Genomic DNA, 275 nt, shown 5'->3' with positions numbered 1-275 from the left:
GCGCATCCAACCAACATCATTTCCAGTATTTAATGTACCTGTTAATCGAGCTGAAGAAGTTAAGCTCGCTCTTTTAAAGCGAAAACTATCATTAATGTTTTGGCTACGGTGGGATAAATAAGCACTTTCAACTTCAGAGCTAAACTCCCATTCAAATTGATATTGTGTATTTTCAAAAAAAATGGGCTCGGCAATAGCTATGCTATTAGTGTGATTAGTCGCTTCATATTCTTTTTTATCTACTACTAACGCATCAACATCTAAAGAAGGGGAGA

At 36.0% G+C, this 275-nt stretch carries 1 protein-coding gene; it reads right to left on the bottom strand.

What is annotated here, in order from left to right:
• A partial coding sequence (locus SB765_RS29520; RefSeq protein ID WP_410932475.1) for a hypothetical protein occupies nt 1–275 on the bottom strand: 275 nt, incomplete at both ends.

The organism is Pseudomonas sp. SIMBA_067 (assembly GCF_046534675.1).
Taxonomy (GTDB): Bacteria; Pseudomonadota; Gammaproteobacteria; order Pseudomonadales; family Pseudomonadaceae; genus Aquipseudomonas; species Aquipseudomonas putida.
Note: the sequence above shows the minus strand (reverse complement) of the source record. Positions and strands in the feature narration are given on the sequence as shown.